The sequence below is a fragment of the uncultured Amnibacterium sp. genome (genome assembly GCF_964245895.1).
Taxonomy (GTDB): domain Bacteria; phylum Actinomycetota; class Actinomycetes; order Actinomycetales; family Microbacteriaceae; genus Amnibacterium.
In genome coordinates this window covers 1-3,407 of the sequence record NZ_CAXTOQ010000237.1, presented here as the reverse complement: position 1 = coordinate 3,407, position 3,407 = coordinate 1, and the positions used below count along the sequence as shown (strand labels likewise).

Genomic DNA, 3,407 nt, shown 5'->3' with positions numbered 1-3,407 from the left:
TCGCGACCAGGTGCACCTCGCCGAAGTCCTCGGCCTCGCGGAGGAACTCCAGCGCGTCCTCGTCGAACGTGACGCTCGTGGCGCGGATCTCGAACGAGCGGCGCACGCGGGAGGCCAGGGACACGATCAGGATCAGGAGGATGAAGAGCAGGGCGATCCGCAGGCCGTCGGGCCGCTCCACGAGGTTGACGACGAGCGTGTAGAGCAGGATCAGCGCGACGAGGCCGAAGCCCGCGGTGCGCTTCCACTGGCGCTTGCGGCGCGCCGACAGCGTCACCGCGATCGCCGCGGAGGTGATCAGCACCAGCACCCCGGCGGCGTAGGCGCCGCCCTGCGCCGTCACGTTCGCGTCGAACACGAACGTGACCGCGATCGCGAGCAGCGTGAACACGATCACGAGCGGCCGGACCGCGCGGGCCCAGGTCGGCGCCATCCCGTAGCGGGGAAGGTAGCGGGGCACGATGTTCAGCAGCCCGGCCATCGCCGACGCGCCCGCGAACCAGAGGATCGCGATCGTCGACAGGTCGTAGACCGTGCCGAACACCTCGCCGAGGTGCTCGTGCGCGAGGTACGCCAGCGCGCGGCCGTTCGCCTGCCCGCCGGGCTGGAACTCCTTCTGCGGGATGAGGAGCGTCGTCACGAGGCTGGAGGTGATGAGGAACACGCTCATCGTCAGCGCGGCGGTGGTGAGCAGCTTCTTCGCGCCCGCGATCCGGTGCACCGGCCGCTTCCCGGGCACGTCGCCGTCGCCGCGGATCTGCGGGATGACGGTGACGCCGGTCTCGAAGCCGGACAGGCCGAGCGCCAGCTGCGGGAACACCAGTAGCGCGACGGCGACGACGCCGAGCGGGCTGCCACCGCCCTGCCGCAGCATCGCGCCCGTCCAGTCGCCGAACACGGCGGGATGCTGGAACGCGAGCACGAACGAGTTCAGGATCACGACCGCGTTCAGCGACATGTACACCGCCACGAGCACGACGGCGATGCCGATCGCCTCGTGGAAGCCCCGCAGGAACACCGCGCCGAGCAGCAGGATCAGCAGCAGGGTGATGGGCAGGTTCGCGCCGTGCAGCGCGGCGGGCATGAACGGGTTCTCGACCGCGTGAGCCGCCGCGTCCGCGGCGGACAGCGTGATGGTGATGATGAACGCGGTCGCCGCGAAGCCGAGCAGCACGAGGACGAACAGCTTGCCCGCCCACCAGGGCAGCAGCCGCTCCAGCATCGCGATGGAGCCCTCGCCGCGGAAGCTCTCGCTGGCGACCCGGCGATAGACCGGCAGCGCGCCGAACAGCGTCAGCGCCACGAGCACGAGGGTCGCGACGGGGGAGACGAACCCGGCCGCGAGCGCCGCGATCGCCGGCTGGTAGCCGAGGCTCGAGAAGTAGTCGACGCCGGTCAGGCACATCACCCGCAGCCACGAGTTGGTGCGCTCGGGGGTGCCGTGCGGGCCGTCGTGGCTGCCGGCCGCGGCGGAGCCCTGCAGCGCCCAGCGGGAGAACCGGCCGCTGCGCGGCTCTTCGGCGGCGCACACGTCCGGCACCGCCCGCTGGTCGGGCAGCCCGTCCGCACCGGCCGCCCACGCCTTCGCGTCGATCGGTGCAGCGCCGGCGGCGGGGTCCGGAGGGGTGCCGGGACCGGTCTCGGCCTGCTCCGTCATCCGGTCTCTCCCCATGCGCCCGGCTGCGCCGAGATCGGCGTCAGTGTACGGCCGGGGCGCCTGGCCGCCCGCATACTGGGCCCATGACCGCCGCGGCGCCCCCCTCCACGGGGACGCAGCGCCGGCTGCTCGCCGCCGCGGTGCTCGCGTCGTTCGTGTCGTTCCTCGACGGCTCGATCGTGAACATCGCGCTGCCCGCCATCGACCGGGACCTCGGCGGCGGCGTCGTGACGCAGCAGTGGGTCGTCGACGGGTACCTGCTGGCGGTGTCCGCCTTCATCCTGCTGTCGGGCGCCGTCTCCGACCGCTTCGGGCGGCTGCGGGTGCTGCGGATCGCGCTCGTGGCGTTCGCCGCGACCTCCCTGCTCTGCGCGGTCGCGCCCACCGCCGGCGTGCTGATCGGCGCGCGCGTGCTGCAGGGTGTCGCGGGGGCCCTGCTCGTCCCCGGCTCGCTGGGGCTGATCATCGCGGTGTTCGAGGGGCCGGCCCAGGCGAAGGCGATCGGCTCGTGGACGGGCTGGACGAGCGTCTCGATGCTGTTCGGGCCGGTCGTCGGCGGCCTGCTCGTCGACCAGCTCGGCTGGCGCAGCGTGTTCCTGATCGGCCTGCTGCCCGCCGCGGGCTCGATGCTGCTGCTGCGTCGGGACCGGGACGCGGCCCACGACGGGACGCCGGCGCGCATCGACCTGCTGTCGGCCGCGCTCACGGCCCTCGGGCTCGGCGCGCTGACCGTCGGCCTGATCGAGATCGGCGGCGGGAGGAACGCGGCGCTGCCCACCGCCGCGTCGGTCGCCCTGCTCGCGGTCGGCGCGGTGCTGGTCGTCGCGTTCCTCCTCCGCAACCGGCGCGTGCCGCACCCCCTCGTGCCGCCCGACCTGTTCCGCGCTCGCAACTTCACCGCGGGCAACGGCGCGACCCTGTTCGTCTACGGCGCGCTCGGCCTGGCGAGCCTCGTGCCGGCGGTCTACATCCAGCAGGTGCTCGGCCTCAGCGCGACCGCCGCGGCGCTGATCGGGCTGCCGTCGACGATCCTGATGATCCTGCTGTCCGGGCGCTTCGGCGCGCTCGCCGGGCGGTTCGGACCGCGCGCGTTCATGACCGCAGGGCCGGTCGTCGCCGCGGCGGGCGCGCTCGTGTGGGCCTGCGTCGGCCTCGTGCCCGCATCGGGAGGCGGGCGGGTGGTGCTGGTCGCCGTCGGCATGATCGTGCTGGGGCTGGGCATCGCCACCACCGTCGCGCCCCTGACGGCGGCGGTGCTCGGCGCCGTGCCGGAGTCGGAGAGCGGTATCGGCTCCGCCGTCAACAACGCGGTCGCGCGCGTCGCCGGCCTGATGACCACCGCCACCGTCGGCCTGATCCTCGGCGGCGCCGTCGACACCCCCGGCTTCGTGCGCGTGGCGGCGGTGGTCGCCGCGCTGATGGTCGTCGGCGGCCTGATCTCCTTCGCGGGCATCCGCAACCGGCGCCCGACCGCCTCCTGAGCCACCGAGCCCACGAGCACGAGAGCAGGAAGAACTCACTTCAGCAGGAAGAACCGGGCCCGTACTTCCTGCCGATGTGCATTCTTCCTGCCGTCGTGCTCGAGGATTCCTGCTGTCGTGCTCCGGTGCTCCTGGGAGGGGGCGCGGCACCGGGTAGTCGTCTGATTCGGAAGTTCGTCGGGGGCGAGGTGCTGGCCGCGTCGGTTCGATGCCTGTCGCGCGATAGGTGTGGCGTCGCGCGGTACGCATGCGTACCGCGCGACGCCACG

The 3,407-nt window shown here is 73.2% G+C and carries 2 protein-coding genes; one reads left to right on the top strand and one right to left on the bottom strand.

Annotated elements, in window-relative coordinates:
* Window positions 1–1,657: amino acid transporter (locus ACFE60_RS18340; protein ID WP_375390290.1), on the bottom strand; the 1,657-nt coding region annotated here is incomplete at its 3' end.
* A gap of 83 nt (window positions 1,658–1,740) precedes the next feature.
* Here ACFE60_RS18340 and ACFE60_RS18335 point away from each other — a divergent pair.
* Window positions 1,741–3,138: an MFS transporter gene (locus ACFE60_RS18335; RefSeq protein WP_375390289.1), complete on the top strand. Its 1,398-nt coding sequence runs from the start codon at window positions 1,741–1,743 to the stop codon at window positions 3,136–3,138.
* Window positions 3,139–3,407 lie beyond the last annotated feature (269 nt).